The 12,836-nt window shown below is 41.9% G+C and carries 15 protein-coding genes; 12 read left to right on the top strand and 3 right to left on the bottom strand.

The window, feature by feature from the left end:
- Positions 1 to 10 precede the first annotated feature (10 nt).
- A complete protein-coding gene (locus R2Q70_RS19385) occupies positions 11 to 466 on the top strand; it encodes a very short patch repair endonuclease (RefSeq protein ID WP_316809200.1) in 456 nt (151 codons plus the stop codon).
- Between the two features lie 588 nt (positions 467 to 1,054).
- On the opposite strand, the gene R2Q70_RS19380 is transcribed toward R2Q70_RS19385, so the two are convergent.
- The 3 genes from R2Q70_RS19380 to R2Q70_RS19370 are packed head-to-tail and all read right to left on the bottom strand — an operon-like array spanning position 1,055 to position 3,431.
- Complete coding sequence (locus R2Q70_RS19380; protein WP_316809199.1) at positions 1,055 to 1,372, bottom strand: hypothetical protein; 318 nt, start codon at positions 1,370 to 1,372, stop codon at positions 1,055 to 1,057.
- A gap of 7 nt (positions 1,373 to 1,379) precedes the next feature.
- Positions 1,380 to 2,777 carry a hypothetical protein gene (locus R2Q70_RS19375; RefSeq protein WP_316809198.1) on the bottom strand — a complete coding sequence of 466 codons (1,398 nt, stop codon included), beginning with the start codon at positions 2,775 to 2,777 and terminating at the stop codon, positions 1,380 to 1,382.
- 12 nt (positions 2,778 to 2,789) lie between these two features.
- A complete protein-coding gene (locus R2Q70_RS19370) occupies positions 2,790 to 3,431 on the bottom strand; it encodes a Crp/Fnr family transcriptional regulator (RefSeq protein ID WP_316809197.1) in 642 nt (213 codons plus the stop codon).
- Positions 3,432 to 3,611: 180 nt separating this feature from the next.
- Between R2Q70_RS19370 and R2Q70_RS19365 the strand changes: the two genes are divergently transcribed.
- From R2Q70_RS19365 to traK, 11 genes are all read left to right on the top strand, one after another.
- A complete protein-coding gene (locus R2Q70_RS19365; protein ID WP_316809196.1) occupies positions 3,612 to 4,487 on the top strand; it encodes an RteC domain-containing protein in 876 nt (291 codons plus the stop codon).
- Positions 4,488 to 4,607: 120 nt separating this feature from the next.
- Positions 4,608 to 5,141, top strand: a complete 534-nt coding sequence (locus R2Q70_RS19360) for a hypothetical protein (protein WP_316809195.1) — start codon at positions 4,608 to 4,610, stop codon at positions 5,139 to 5,141.
- Positions 5,142 to 5,172: 31 nt separating this feature from the next.
- Complete coding sequence (locus tag R2Q70_RS19355) at positions 5,173 to 5,520, top strand: DUF4134 domain-containing protein (RefSeq protein WP_316809194.1); 348 nt, start codon at positions 5,173 to 5,175, stop codon at positions 5,518 to 5,520.
- A gap of 52 nt (positions 5,521 to 5,572) precedes the next feature.
- Positions 5,573 to 5,902, top strand: coding sequence for a DUF4133 domain-containing protein (locus tag R2Q70_RS19350; protein ID WP_316809193.1), 330 nt, complete (start codon positions 5,573 to 5,575; stop codon positions 5,900 to 5,902).
- A gap of 10 nt (positions 5,903 to 5,912) precedes the next feature.
- Positions 5,913 to 8,384, top strand: coding sequence for a TraG family conjugative transposon ATPase (locus R2Q70_RS19345; RefSeq protein ID WP_316809192.1), 2,472 nt, complete (start codon positions 5,913 to 5,915; stop codon positions 8,382 to 8,384).
- 12 nt (positions 8,385 to 8,396) lie between these two features.
- On the top strand, positions 8,397 to 8,765 hold the full coding sequence (locus tag R2Q70_RS19340) for a hypothetical protein (RefSeq protein ID WP_316809191.1): 369 nt from the start codon (positions 8,397 to 8,399) through the stop codon (positions 8,763 to 8,765).
- A 118-nt stretch (positions 8,766 to 8,883) separates the two neighbouring features.
- A complete protein-coding gene (locus tag R2Q70_RS19335; protein WP_316809244.1) occupies positions 8,884 to 9,564 on the top strand; it encodes a conjugal transfer protein TraI in 681 nt (226 codons plus the stop codon).
- Positions 9,551 to 10,189: a hypothetical protein gene (locus R2Q70_RS19330; protein WP_316809190.1), complete on the top strand. Its 639-nt coding sequence runs from the start codon at positions 9,551 to 9,553 to the stop codon at positions 10,187 to 10,189. The genes R2Q70_RS19335 and R2Q70_RS19330 overlap by 14 nt, the downstream gene beginning before the upstream one ends.
- Positions 10,179 to 10,820, top strand: a complete 642-nt coding sequence (locus R2Q70_RS19325; RefSeq protein ID WP_316809189.1) for a TerB family tellurite resistance protein — start codon at positions 10,179 to 10,181, stop codon at positions 10,818 to 10,820. The genes R2Q70_RS19330 and R2Q70_RS19325 overlap by 11 nt, the downstream gene beginning before the upstream one ends.
- A gap of 10 nt (positions 10,821 to 10,830) precedes the next feature.
- The gene (gene traJ / locus R2Q70_RS19320; protein ID WP_410478389.1) at positions 10,831 to 12,042 is read left to right on the top strand and encodes a conjugative transposon protein TraJ; all 1,212 of its coding nucleotides are present in this window, start codon (positions 10,831 to 10,833) and stop codon (positions 12,040 to 12,042) included.
- A 12-nt stretch (positions 12,043 to 12,054) separates the two neighbouring features.
- Entirely contained in the window at positions 12,055 to 12,675 is a 621-nt protein-coding gene (gene traK, locus R2Q70_RS19315; protein WP_316809188.1) for a conjugative transposon protein TraK, read from the top strand.
- The last annotated feature ends 161 nt before the right edge of the window (positions 12,676 to 12,836 follow it).

Below are 12,836 nucleotides of genomic sequence, written 5' to 3'. Positions count from 1 at the left end.
TTCTTAATGAATGTCTGATGTTCATAGTAAGCAAGTTCGCTCATATAACATGAGCAGAATAAAAAGCAAAAATACAAAGCCGGAATTAATTGTACGCAAATTCCTTCATTCATTAGGCTTTAGATTTAGAATACATGTAAAGCGTTTAGCGGGGACACCAGATATTGTTTTAACTAAATACAAGACTGCAATTTTTGTTCATGGATGTTTCTGGCATGGTCATTCCGGTTGTAGATATTATGTTGTTCCGAAAACAAGAACTGATTGGTGGTTAGCTAAAATTAACAACAATATTTCTCGATATCAAAATTCAAAAAATACATTACTAGCAGCAGGTTGGAAGGTCATTGAAGTGTGGGAATGCGATTTAAAAAATAAAAATTTAGTGAAAAGTTTGAGTCTGTTAGTTGATGAAATCTTAGGAAATTTTTCTGAATCAGACCTTTCTCAAAATGAAAATAATTAATCAAATTTATTCCTCTTAGGGCTATAGAAATGTTGCAAGTAATTCTCGTAATGCATAAAAAAAACATTGGCAAGACTATAGTGGATATATTGAAGATAGTAGTAGACAACTGATTACGTTTCAAAGAGGACAACTGGATTTCTAATTTTCAAAGTCTTGAAATTAATAAATTGACCAGGCTCACTACTAAAGAAAAACTATATCTGGAGTTCATGATTTGATTATTCCAAATCATATATGTGGATCAATCTAGATATAAGGCAAATATCGAGATTGAAAACAGCTGTAAATAGATCTACTGTGATCGACATTGGCACTTCGAATCTAGAGGATAAACTAAACATATCCTTCTTTCAAGCGCTATTTTAAAGACTTAAATAGATTTACACCAAAACAATCTCCTACAATACAAAGCTTTTCGAATTACATTTTAAATGAGCTTAAAGTTAGATATAATGCTATCTTAGAAAATGGTTAATGCAAATTTCTAGGTAAAAAAAAGTGGCCACTTTACGGAGAAACTCGCGGCCACTTTGAGATTGTATCGTCCTAAATGTGTCTCGTCCTAGAATTATTTATCGATCTCATTCAGTTAAAGTATTGTAACTTATATTTTTCTGAGTTTTTAAACATGTTCCACCATTCCCAAAATTTCCAGGGTTTTAGTTTGAATTTTCGAAATAGAATATCATTATGGTTTTGTGGATTACGAATTTTAAAATTTTCAAATCTAAGTTCAGCCATTTCAAAATTCTGGATTGTACTTGACTGTTCAGTAAAAACGAAACTGCCATCTTTATTTTGATAACTATAACTTTCTCCAATGAAATAATATATTGGTGGAAAATTGCTAACAACAATAATTACTAGAAGTATTGTTAATGCCATCTTTTTTCTTTTTTTCATTTTATTTCTAATTACAAGGTCCCTTGCTCTCTGGCATTCTACCCCCGGCATCACTGATATCTAAGTTCGGATTTTTAACTTTTTGTTCTCTTAAAGCGCTTGCCATTCCTGCAGGTGTCTTTGCAAATCCACCACCTCCAGGACCGCTAATACCAATTTGGGTGGTCGGATCTGGTATGCCAATGTTACCAGCCAGTCCTGCACCATAAACGAACGCAGAACAGTTAAAGTCTGTAAAATGATAATTCTGTGGTGGATTACCAACGTAATCAATGACTTTTTGGAAACTTTCATCTGATACGTAATATGTAGCACTCATGTTGTATTCTCCTAAGCCATTATCAAGCATTTGTGACTTTGAATTTAATTTTTCAAATCCAGATCCTGTAGGGTAGAATCCAATGGTCTGTGTTATGGACGTATTCCCACTTGATTTGGTTAGGGAAATTGCAACGTGCCCGAAACTATTTGCACCAACATTAAATGAGGTTCCTGGTTGGGGTTCGACTACATAAACACGTACAACAAAAGCTGCATTTGGACTGGTGATCTGTGCAAAACAATCCATCATTTTTTTTGGATCAACTTTATTGTTGTTCTCGCCAGGTAGGTTTGATGGGGGAGGTGGAGGTGCGATTGTGGTACTACCTGTGCCGCCACCTCCTCCTCCGCTACTGGTATTGGTATAACTTCCACCTCCGCCCGCATCATTAAAATAGCTTGGGCCGTCGTTCCCGACATAACTATAGCTGCAGACGCGTTCGGAATGGACTGTGAAGTCACCTTCTGCATCAATATAACTGCTCTGAATCCATGTACAGGATTCTATCAGCATGGCCCTCATAATTTTTCCCTGAACACCATATGGACTGCTTTTTTCTTTAAGGCTTTTGTTCGCATAGTCAATCTTCTCCCGTTCGGAAAGATTTTTAATTTCACCCACAATTTTGCCCTCACTATAAAGTCTCCCGCCTTTTAACTGATAATTTAGATTATAGTCGAATACTCTACCGGTGAAGGTTTTGGAAGTGCTTCTCATAGTTTTTTGAAGGTAGGTCGCATCTGGAATGATCTCCAGGATATGTGCTTCTAGTTGTTGAAGCTTATTCTTTGTAAAAATAATTTCCCTGTATCCTTGTTTATAACCTTGATAAACAGGTTGCCCTCTCAGTGGGATAACCAGGTTGCCATTTCGGTTTTTGGCAAACGACCAATTAATTTCTATGCCTTGCAGAGATTTTGTGCTATCTTCCGGAAGTGAAGCCATAAAAGTTCTCGCCTCATCCAGTCCAACAGTTGCAGCAAATTGCGTATTCAAATTCTCTTTTGGCAATTCCAATTGCTCTTTTTTGCAACCATAAATAAGCAATACGATGATGCTTAATATCTTTACAATTGTTTTCATCTTTTCTTTTTCTTAGTGAAAGTTATGGACGGTATTTGAATAGTTTTGTGACTGAACGCACATCTTTGCGTTTTTAGACCGGAGCCTGCTAAGGGTTTCTCTGGTAATTCCCAGATAGCTTGCGATATTGGTAATGGTTGTTTGTTGCTCTATACCGGGATGTTGTTCCAACAACTGCCTATACCTAGATTCCGGTGTTTGGGTGCGCAAGAATATCGCGCGTTCCTCACTTAGAATATAATATTTCTGGGTAACAATTCTGCCGAGCAGATTACCTTCCCTGAAATCGGCATAATAGGCATTGAGTTCATTCCAGCTTAATGATTGCAGCTTACAATCCTGGAGGACTTCAATGTATTCGTGGGCCGGTTTTTGGGTGAAAAAGCTATATACAGAGATCATTAGATCCCCTTTGCCCATAAACCATGTGGTACGCTCTTTACCTTGTTCGTCAATGAAAAATGCCCTTAAAAATCCACTACGGATAAAGTATAGCCTACGTGAGGTATCACCAGGTTTCAGTAATACATGTTTTCTCTGGAATTTCTCAACAATGACTTCCTGATTGACCCGTTGCTGGAAAGGTGCGGGGAGGGGTACAATGAAGCCTAAGGTTTCGAGTAAATCGGCCTCGTTTTTTTCAATATTTTTCATGGGCTGTCGATTGTGATCGAAATCAAACCTTTACAGCTTTAACTGAACTAATATTGTCCTGTCGGAAATGGATACAAAAGTTAAACGCTTGAAAAACAGTTTTGTTATGTGACGATTTACTTTTCTTTTCAATGTCTAAATGAACTGCTGCTTAAATTTTTTAACCTAAAGTGTATTGTTATGAATTTAAAGAAACTATCAGAAAAATTGTATGCGGAAGTTTCGCTTCAAGTGGAAGAAACCACTTCCATTGAAAATTCACTGGAGAAACTTAGAACCGGTTTATCGATCGTTCAAAAAGCACTGGCACATTTGAAGATCGAACTCACGAAGAACGGTTTTTCAGATGAAGAGGAAGAAATCTATTTTTTTAAAAACGGCAAGCCCCAGATTTATGCACTGTTGATTCTGATCACCGAACGCTACACAATTGAAACCAGCATGCCGCTATTGGGTAAGGATAAGCAAATCGCTCATCTTGAATCGCAGCTCGTTTTCATCGATAGGTTTTTCAGACAGAATGAATTTATCTATCAATACTACCGCCTGGGGGCAACTGATCTGGATGATCGGTATTTTACTAGAAACGGAAGTAGCCAGCTCGTTGGGTTTGCTGAAGTCCCGGATGTGGATCCGTCTTTTTCGACTGTAGCGGACTACCTTTTTTCCAAGTTCATCGCCTTCGAAAAATTGCAGGATTCGCTCAAACAAGAGATTGAAATGCGAAAAGGTGGTGAAGATGCCGTGCACAGAAATGCTTTTAAAGATCTCAAATGGACAGGGGAGGCGGTGAATATGGTCGAGCTGGTTTATGGGGTATACGAAACGGGTCAGGTCAACGGAGGCAAGATTAGCCTATCCGAACTCATGGAGTTTTTCGGCCAGGCTTTCCAGGTTAACATTTCCGGCTACTTCAAGCGTTTTGCCGATATCAAAAGACGAAAAGCTATGAGTAAGACACGTTACCTCGATGAAATGCAACAGCTCGTATCGAAGCGCATTGAGGACAGCGATGCCTGGATTCCCGAAGATCAGCGGTCACGATATGGTTTCTAAGGCTGGTTTCCAAAAAATCGTTCGATAGTACCCACGTAGTATAGAACCAAAATTTCGCCAATCCCCAAAATTTGTACCGACAAAGGTCAGCAATGGTGCAGGCCGGAAAACTTCATATTTATGTTACAACAATTTCCCTGGACAAGTTTCCTCATTTTTTTTGCCGTACTCAGTGCACTCTGGTATTTAGGGCTGCTATTGACGGTCTATCGTAAAGATGCAATAGCATTTCTTTCAGATGCTTCCTCAAAGTCGTCAATAGATTCGGTAAGTGATATTTTATCATCTGAAAAACAACCGGATTCTCTGGAGCAGGATATTATGGGCAAGTCCAGAATGCCTGAAGGGCTGGAAGTGGTGAGTATGGGTGCATTAAGTTTTTCTGTCGGTGATGATTCGTTGGGTATCGATGACAATCATAAATCAGACCAGCTGGGGCTGGTGGCTGATGTCATTCAGGAGCTGAAAGAAATATTTGGGATCCTAGAAAAAGAGGATGGCACTAAGCAGGACTTTTTCGCGCTGGCCGCCATGATCAGCGAGAAATACGGACGTATCGGGTCTAATCCCAACATCGGCAGGATCAATGAATTTATCCGCGATCATGCTCCATTTGCGGTCACCCTGGAAGAACTCGAGTATATGTGGGATTAATCAATTGATTTTTTACTTAAAGAATTTTATCATGGAAAATAATTCATTCAAAGCCGCCAGAAGACTTGGCTTGTTCAAGACCACGACGTTCACGCTTGTATGGCTAACCCTCAATTATATTTTTTCAGTTTCCTGCTTTGCCCAGGACGGGAATGCCGGAATTCAGGAAGCCACCAATAAGGTAAAAGGGTATTTCGATACCGGATGCGATCTGATGTATGCCATTGGCGCTGTCGTGGGGATTATCGGTGCCATTAAGGTTTTTAACAAATGGAACGCCGGGGAATCCGATACCAATAAGGTCGCTGCGGCCTGGTTTGGTAGCTGCATCTTTCTGGTCGTAGTCGCTACTGTACTTAAGTCCTTTTTCGGGATTTAGCCGGGCTTAAGTTTTCGATTTTAATTAATGGATTATAAAAAACTTAAGAATTATGGCAACCATTTATCAGATTAATAAAGGCGTATCAAAGCCAATTGTCTTTAAAGGATTAAAGGCGCAGTATATCGCTTACCTCGCTATCGGACTGGTACTGCTGCTCTTGTCTTTTGCGATTCTATATATTTCAGGGCTTAGTTTGCTAATTATTCTTCCACTAATTGTTCTTTTGGGTAGTGCTTTATTCATCGCCACTTTCCGCCTGAGCCACCGTTTTGGTGAACATGGACTCATGAAATATCTCGCAAAAAAGGGACTTCCAAAATACATTCGGTTTTCTTCGAGAAGAATCTTTACTAAACTCAAATATCCTGATTATCAATAATCCTAAGCTTATGAAAGAGGCCATCAATATCCTGCCCATTTATAAAATAGAACACAGCTGCATCCTGTCTCATAGCGGCGACATTACCATTGGGTTTAAAGCAATCTTGCCTGAAATCTTTTCTCTTTCGGACAGGGACTATGAGGCCTATCATCAAACCTGGATAAAGGCAATAAAAGTTTTGCCGCCCGAGAGTGTATTCCACAAACAGGACTGGTTTCTAACTGAAAAGTTTAAGGCCGACTTTGAGAAAAATGGATTAAATTTTCTTTCCAGGGCCAGTGAGCGGTTTTTCAATGAACGTCCTTCTATCCAGCACAGCTGCTATGTTTTTCTGACTAAAAAACCAGCTGGCAGAAAACCTTCTTCCTCGGCAGTGAGCAATATCTTGAGAAAATCTTTGGTTCCACCGCAAACGATTAATCCGGTTTTGATGGCGGATTTTCTAGACAAAGCCGGACAGTTCGAGCGTATACTGCAGGATTCGGGATTTGTTGAGCTTAATAGATTAACTGATGACGAGCTGGCAGGAACAGCCAATAAACCAGGTATTATAGAGCGGTACTGTTTTTTAATTGGTGAAGGCGAGATGCCAATGATCAGGGATGTCAGTTTACAGAATGGGATCTCCGTTGGCGAAAAAAAGCTGGAAATCTATACCCTGGCAGACACCGAAGACTTGCCGGCTTTTTGTGGCAGCCGAATTAATTATGAGCCTTATTCAACAGATAAATCCAAATTTAGTGTCGGATTTGCGAGTCCGCTTGGGCAGCTTTTGAAAGGCAATCACATCTTAAATCAATATGTATTTTTGGCTGATGCGCAGAAGACCATCAAACGCCTGGAAGCGAAGAAACTCCGCTTGCATTCTCTTTCCAGCTATTCCCGTGAGAACTCAATATCACGGGATGCAGTGAATGATTTTTTAAATGAGGCGGTGGCATTGGGCAGGTTACCGGTAAAATCGCATGTCAATGTGATGGCCTGGTCCGATGATTCGTCTGAACAAAGGGAAATCAAAAACCGCGTTTCTTCTGCGATGGCAGCCATTGAAGCTGTGGCCAAACGCGAAACAGATGGTCAGGCGCAGATCTGGTTTGCCGGTTTGCCGGGCAATCAGGCAGACTTTCCGATGAATGATACTTTCGATACCTTTTTAGAACAGGCCACCTGCCTGTTTAATATGGAAAGCCACAACCGGGATTCGAGGTCAGCCTTTGGTGTTCGCCTAGGGGAAAGGCTATCGGGCAGGCCCGTCCATGTGGATATCTCTGATGAGCCGATTTCTAAAGGATTCACCACCAATCGAAACAAGTTTATTCTTGGTCCATCCGGATCCGGTAAGTCTTTCTTTACCAACCATATGGTGCGCAGCTATTATGAACAAGACACCCATGTATTGCTGGTTGATGTAGGGCATAGCTATAAAGGGCTTTGTAACCTGGTCGGTGGATATTATTTCAGCTATAGTGAAGCCAGTCCGATTGCCTTTAATCCGTTTTATCTTTCTGACGGGGACGTGTTGGACACTGAAAAAAAGGAAAGCATCAAAACGCTGCTGCTGGCGCTTTCCAAAAAAGAAGGGGAGACCTTTACCCGCTCAGAATATGTTGGTTTTTCCAATGGGCTGACCCTGTATTTTCAGCATCTTAAGCAGCATCCGGATATCTTCCCATGCTTCAATTCATTCTATGAATTTCTTGCCGGCGAATATCTTTCGGTGTTGGAAGAAAATAAGGTTCGCGACCAGTATTTCGATATTAATAGTTTTCTGTATGTGCTTAAACCTTACTACCGGGGCGGGGAATTTGATTACCTGCTGAATGCAAGTTCGCAGCTCGATTTGCTTTCTGAGCGATTTATTGTGTTTGAATTGGATGCCATCAAAGATCATCCGATTCTTTTTCCTGCGGTGACACTGATTATCATGGAGGTGTTTATTTCGAAAATGCGAAAGCTCAAAGGTGTCCGCAAGATGATTCTGATTGAGGAATGCTGGAAAGCTATTGCTAAAGAGGGTATGGCAGAATACATTAAATACCTATTCAAAACCGTAAGGAAATTCTTTGGGGAAGCGGTCGTGGTGACCCAGGAAGTAGAAGATATCATTTCTTCTCCGGTGGTAAAGCAGGCCATCATCAATAACTCGGACTGTAAGATCCTGCTCGATCAAAGTAAGTACCAGAATAAGTTTGATGATATCCAGGAATTGCTTGGACTCACTGAAAAAGAAAAATCCCAGATTCTTTCGATGAACCGGAACAATGACCCCATGAAAAAATACAAGGAAGTATTTATTTCTCTGGGCGGGCAGCATAGCCAGGTTTACCGGACCGAAGTAAGCCTGGAAGAATACCTCTGCTATACCACTGAAGAAAAGGAAAAACTTTTGGTTCATCAGTATGCGGAAAAGGTGGGAAGCGTTCGAAAAGGCATCGCAAGCCTGGCAGATGATATCAGAAAAAAAACCATTTACCTATAAAAATAAAATATTATGAAAAAGTGTCAATTGATTTTAGCCATGGTTACGCTGATACAGCTCGCCGGCTGTCAAAGCGATCAATCGAGGTCATTCCTGCCGGGAACCTTTGTCAATTCCGCCGGAGGTGAATTCAGTAAAGCTGATGATACGCTTGCTGTTGAACCGGGTGAAGGCAACCTATTCTTCATCCATCGGCGCACAGGGTTTAACCTAGTCCGAAATGGGAAAATAGGCAAAAGGCAGTATGAGCAGGAAGAATGGAAAGGCTTGTATGATGAGGCAACGAAATCCCTGAACGAAACCAAAAGAGGAAAGCTCATCACCATCCACCCCGATTCGGGCTACCTGGAAGTAGGCAAAAGGAAATACTTTAAGAAATAAGCGCTAAAAAAATATGAGATCTCTAGCTAACCGTGCGTGGCCACGCACCAAAATCAGAAACAGCTTAGCAAGTCCAGGGAAAATCCTGGGCTCGCTGGCAACCAAAATCAAAAAGATTATGAAAAACTATATGGTAATTCTTCCGGTCAGTGCGATGACCATTTGCGTGAGCCTGCCCAAAGGCGCTAATGCGCAGCTGGCGGTATTGGAAGTGATCAAGGCAGGCGTAAAAAAGGTCATCCGCGCAGTCGACCTTAAAGTGCAAAGGTTACAAAATGAGACCATCTGGCTGCAAAATGCGCAGAAGGTGCTCGAAAACCAGCTGTCAAAGCTTAAACTGACCGAGATTGCCGACTGGACCGAGCGGCAAAAGGAGCTTTACATTGAATACTACACCTCACTATGGAAAGTCAAAACAGCCATTACTTATTATAAAAGAGTGAAGGACCTCACCCAGCGGCAGATTGCCATTGTCGATGAATACAAATGGGCATGGGGGCTTTTTCAGAAAGATAAACATTTCACCATGGATGAGCTTGACCAGATGCAGAAGACTTATCTAGGGATTTTGGAAGAAAGCGTCAAAAACCTGGATCAGGTGCTGCTGGTAGTAAATTCCTTTAAAACCCAGATGAGTGACGGAAAGCGCCTGGAGATTATTGGTGCCGCGGCTAAAAAAATGGACGAAAATTATGCAGACCTCAGACAGTTCAATGCCGGCAGTATAGATTTAAGTATCAAACGGTCAAACTCCCTGGATGAGGTAGCTAAACTAAAGGAGCTATATGGAATCGAATAAATCTATTTCCGGCGTTTTGGGCATGCTGCTGTTTTTCACTTCCAGCGCAAAAGCGCAGACCTGGTCGGAATGGTTTTCCCAAAAAAAGACGCAGCAAAAGTATCTGATTGAACAGGTCGCAGCCTTAAAACTTTATGCAGGTTATCTCAGGAAAGGTTATGAGATTGGCAAGTCCGGGCTGGGTTTTATCAAAGATGCCGGTAAAGGTGAATTTGATTTACATAGCGCATTTTTTAGCTCGTTGAAGTTGGTCAGCCCTGCAGTCAGGAATAATATAAAGGTTGCCGAGATTTTGCAGATGCAGATTGAGGTATCCAGAACACTCGCCGCCTTATCAGAAATTTCTGGTCTCGAAGAACAACACAAGGCCTACGCCGCATTGGTAGGAACTGAATTGCGTTCAGATTGTCTTGCGGATTTAGAAGCGCTGCTCTTGATCGTTACCTCAGGAAAGTTTGAACTCACTGATGATGAGCGTCTGTCGAGGATTGACGGATTACACCAGCGAATGCAAGATAAAAGGAACTTTGCATTCAGTTTTTCCTCCTCAGTAATAAAGCTGGGCGCTGAGCGGTCGAGGGAATTAGACGAACTAAAAAGAATGGAGGGATGGTATGAAAAATAGAAAGATAATATTGGTAGCCTGTCTAACGTTATGCAGTATTTTGTTTAGCAAACCCGGTCTCGCACAATCTACCGAGGCGCAGCAGCTGCTGATTAACGTGGAAAAATTGAGTCAGCTGAAAAATATCCTTCGGGATATGAAAAAAGGTTATACGATTATTTCCAGTGGCTACAACGCTGTCAAAAATATATCACAAGGTAATTTTTCACTTCATGAAACTTTTCTTGATGGACTGATGCTGGTCAGCCCGGAAGTCAGGAAATATGCACGTGTTGCAGACATTATCACCGCTCAAAAGGATATTGTCTCTGAATATAAGCGCTCAATAAAGAATTTTCAGCGTTCTGGTTTGATGAATGCCGGGGAGCTGGATTATATAGGGCAGGTGTATGCGGTGCTGTTTGCTCAAAGCATGGACAACCTGGATGATCTTACTCTTGTACTCACCGCAGGCTCCCTTCGCATGAGTGATGAAGAAAGGCTTTCTTCCATTGACCGGATATTTCAGGATACATCCGATAAACTTACATTTCTCCGAAGTTTCAATCACCAGGCAGCTACCTTACTGCTCCAGCGAAAAGGGGCGATAGCGGATATGCAGGGGACCAGGGAATTATTTAAGATCAAATAAATTTAGGATTATGGAAAAATTATTTATTGGCTTTTCTAAGCGTGCAGGCATCGCCTTTGTCCTTTGTTTTCTGCCTTCAATGGTTTTCTCTCAAGGAATAACAGGGGAGCTCAATGGCATGCAGGCAGTGTTGGATAATGTATATGGGGAAATGATTCCTTTGAGCACAAGGCTCATTGATGTGGCCAGGGGGATTGCGGGTTTCGGCGCCTTATGGTACATCGCCAGTAGGGTATGGCGTCAGATCGCTGCCGCAGAACCCATCGATTTTTATCCCTTGCTTCGTCCCTTTGCGCTGGGTATGTGCATTATGATGTTTCCCGTAGTACTCGGCATCATGAACGGTGTACTTAAACCAACCGTCAGCGCAACCGGTGCGATGGTGTCGGATAGCAATAAGGCGATTGAAAGATTGCTGAAACTAAAGGAAGCAGCCATCAGAAAATCTAAAAATTGGCAGATGTATGTCGGGGAGAATGGAAACGGCGATAGCGATAAATGGTATAAATATACCCACCCAAAGGATCCAAATCGGGACGATGAATCATTCTTAGATGGGCTAGGCAATTCGATGCAGTTTTGGATGGAGAAACAAAGTTACAATCTCCGCAATTCCATAAAAAGCTGGCTGAAAGAAGTGCTGGAGGTATTATACGCGGCAGCGTCGCTGTGCATCAACACCATCAGGATATTTTTTCTAATCGTATTGGCTATTCTGGGACCACTGGTTTTTGGATTTGCCGTCTTTGATGGCTTTCAGCAAACGCTAACAGTATGGCTCGCGAGGTATGTGAACATTTTTCTCTGGCTGCCCATCGCCAATATCTTTGGCAGCATCCTGGGCAAGATTCAGGAGAACATGATCAAAGTCGATCTTTCGCAAATCGAAGCGCAGGGCGATACTTTTTTTTCAGCAACCGATACCGCTTATCTGGTTTTTCTCATCATCGGTATCGTAGGCTATTTTTCGGTGCCTAATGTGGCCAATTACGTGGTACATGCAGGGGGCGGAAATGCAATCCTGACCAAGGTTAATTCTCTCATTGTTGCCGCACCTAGCTCAGCTATGAGTGCTGCCACTGGTGCAGGTGGGATGGTTGCAGATGCCCTTGGAGACAAAGCCCGTTTACAGTCTCAGGGTTATGCCGCTGCTGGACAGGGCGATTATTTTCCTGATCAGTCTTCCTACCACAAAGATAAAATATCAGGTAAATCCACTTAAATACTACATCCTATGTTTACACAATTTAAAAATATCGATACCGCATTTAGCCACATCAAACGGTTTAGTCTTTTGATGATCATTGCTTGCTTATTGATTTCAGGGTTCTCCATTTATAAAGGATTTACGATGGTGGATCGGGCGCAGCAAAAGGTGTATATCCTGGCTAATGGAAAAGTGCTGGAAGCTGCGGCAGGGGACCGAAAGGATAATATCGCCGTAGAAATACGCGATCATGTTAAAGTGTTCCATCATTATTTTTTTTCTCTTGATCCGGATGAAAAGGTGATCCAGTCCAATATTAATGCTGCATTGAATCTAGCAGATGAAAGTGCCAAGCGAGCCTATGATAACCTGAAGGAAAAGGGTTATTTTAATAACCTCATTTCGGCCAATATCTCCCAGGAAATTTTAGTGGATAGTACGCTGGTTGACCTGGATGCCTATCCTTATGTGTTCACTTGTTATGCTACCCAGCGCCTCATTCGATCCAGTTCAACCATTCGACGAAAACTGGTCACAACAGGAACGCTGCGGAATGTGTCCCGCTCAGATAATAATCCGCATGGGTTTTTAATCCAACGCTGGCAAACCCTGGATAATCATGATGAACCGCTAAACCCTTCAAGATGAAAAGAAAGTTGAAATCGAATCAAAGACTCGGTAACGTTTTGTTGGAGGTCAGGGGAATAGTCCTCATCTGGCAGCGGCAGTTGGCGGATTACCTGAACACAAAGTGTCGCAACCTTTCCGCAAAGGCGATGCTTGCGCTGCTTACTGTCTTCAGCGTGCTG

It is taken from the genome of Pedobacter agri, assembly GCF_032678665.1.
GTDB classification, from domain to species: Bacteria; Bacteroidota; Bacteroidia; order Sphingobacteriales; family Sphingobacteriaceae; genus Pedobacter; species Pedobacter agri_A.
This window is presented reverse-complemented; position numbering and strand designations above follow the sequence as displayed.

Coding starts and splice junctions, on each gene's coding strand:
- R2Q70_RS19385 (WP_316809200.1), top strand. CDS start 11: ATGTCTGATGTTCATAGTAAGCAAGTTCGCTCATATAACATGAGCAGA.
- R2Q70_RS19380 (WP_316809199.1), bottom strand. CDS start 1,372: ATGAAAAAAAGAAAAAAGATGGCATTAACAATACTTCTAGTAATTATT.
- R2Q70_RS19375 (WP_316809198.1), bottom strand. CDS start 2,777: ATGAAAACAATTGTAAAGATATTAAGCATCATCGTATTGCTTATTTAT.
- R2Q70_RS19370 (WP_316809197.1), bottom strand. CDS start 3,431: ATGAAAAATATTGAAAAAAACGAGGCCGATTTACTCGAAACCTTAGGC.
- R2Q70_RS19365 (WP_316809196.1), top strand. CDS start 3,612: ATGAATTTAAAGAAACTATCAGAAAAATTGTATGCGGAAGTTTCGCTT.
- R2Q70_RS19360 (WP_316809195.1), top strand. CDS start 4,608: ATGTTACAACAATTTCCCTGGACAAGTTTCCTCATTTTTTTTGCCGTA.
- R2Q70_RS19355 (WP_316809194.1), top strand. CDS start 5,173: ATGGAAAATAATTCATTCAAAGCCGCCAGAAGACTTGGCTTGTTCAAG.
- R2Q70_RS19350 (WP_316809193.1), top strand. CDS start 5,573: ATGGCAACCATTTATCAGATTAATAAAGGCGTATCAAAGCCAATTGTC.
- R2Q70_RS19345 (WP_316809192.1), top strand. CDS start 5,913: ATGAAAGAGGCCATCAATATCCTGCCCATTTATAAAATAGAACACAGC.
- R2Q70_RS19340 (WP_316809191.1), top strand. CDS start 8,397: ATGAAAAAGTGTCAATTGATTTTAGCCATGGTTACGCTGATACAGCTC.
- R2Q70_RS19335 (WP_316809244.1), top strand. CDS start 8,884: ATGAAAAACTATATGGTAATTCTTCCGGTCAGTGCGATGACCATTTGC.
- R2Q70_RS19330 (WP_316809190.1), top strand. CDS start 9,551: ATGGAATCGAATAAATCTATTTCCGGCGTTTTGGGCATGCTGCTGTTT.
- R2Q70_RS19325 (WP_316809189.1), top strand. CDS start 10,179: ATGAAAAATAGAAAGATAATATTGGTAGCCTGTCTAACGTTATGCAGT.
- traJ (WP_410478389.1), top strand. CDS start 10,831: ATGGAAAAATTATTTATTGGCTTTTCTAAGCGTGCAGGCATCGCCTTT.
- traK (WP_316809188.1), top strand. CDS start 12,055: ATGTTTACACAATTTAAAAATATCGATACCGCATTTAGCCACATCAAA.